1 protein-coding gene is annotated in these 1,183 nt (G+C 59.6%); it reads right to left on the reverse strand.

Annotated features, from left to right (window positions below):
- Positions 1-5 precede the first annotated feature (5 nt).
- Positions 6-1,181: an elongation factor Tu gene (gene tuf, locus IP76_RS06615; protein WP_054157426.1), complete on the reverse strand. Its 1,176-nt coding sequence runs from the start codon at positions 1,179-1,181 to the stop codon at positions 6-8.
- Between the last annotated feature and the right edge of the window lie 2 nt (positions 1,182-1,183).

Genomic DNA, 1,183 nt, shown 5'->3' on the forward strand with positions numbered 1-1,183 from the left:
ATCGATTACTCGACGATCGAAGCGACGATGCCGGCGCCGACGGTACGGCCGCCTTCGCGGATCGCGAAGCGCAGCTTTTCTTCCATCGCGATCGGAACGATCAGCTCAACGGCAACCGTGACGTTGTCGCCCGGCATAACCATTTCCGTGCCTTCCGGCAGCGTGACGATGCCCGTCACGTCCGTCGTACGGAAGTAGAACTGCGGACGGTAGTTGGTGAAGAACGGCGTATGACGGCCGCCTTCTTCCTTCGTCAGGATGTAGGCTTCTGCCATGAACTTCTTGTGCGGCTTGACCGAACCCGGCTTGCACAGAACCTGACCACGCTCAACGTCGTCACGCTGGATACCACGAACCAGTGCACCGATGTTGTCGCCAGCCTGGCCCTGGTCGAGCAGCTTGCGGAACATTTCAACGCCGGTAACCGTCGTCTTCTTGGTGTCGCGGATACCAACGAATTCGACTTCTTCACCGACCTTGACGATACCGCGCTCAACGCGACCCGTCACAACCGTACCACGGCCAGAGATCGAGAACACGTCTTCGATCGGCATCAGGAACGGCTGGTCGATCGGACGCTCAGGCGTCGGGATGTAGGCGTCAACCTGCGCCATCAGCTCGCGAACAGCGTCTTCGCCGATCGTCTTGTTGCTGTCGTTCAGAGCAGCAAGAGCCGAACCCTTGACGACCGGGATGTCGTCGCCGGGGAAGTCGTAGGACGACAGGAGTTCGCGAACTTCGAGTTCGACGAGTTCCAGAAGTTCTGCGTCGTCAACCTGGTCAACCTTGTTGAGGAAGACAACGATTGCCGGAACGCCAACCTGACGAGCGAGCAGGATGTGCTCGCGGGTCTGCGGCATCGGGCCGTCAGCAGCCGAGCAAACCAGGATCGCGCCGTCCATCTGCGCTGCACCGGTGATCATGTTCTTGACGTAGTCGGCGTGGCCGGGGCAGTCGACGTGCGCGTAGTGGCGAGCAGCCGTCTCATACTCAACGTGCGCCGTCGAGATGGTGATGCCGCGTGCCTTTTCTTCCGGGGCTGCGTCGATCTGGTCATAGGCCTTGAATTCACCGAAGTACTTGGTGATCGCTGCCGTCAGAGACGTCTTGCCGTGGTCGACGTGGCCGATCGTACCGATGTTGACGTGCGGCTTATTGCGCTCAAACTTACTCTTTGCCATTT

This window comes from Rhizobium sp. AAP43 (assembly GCF_001296045.1).
Classification (GTDB): domain Bacteria; phylum Pseudomonadota; class Alphaproteobacteria; order Rhizobiales; family Rhizobiaceae; genus Allorhizobium.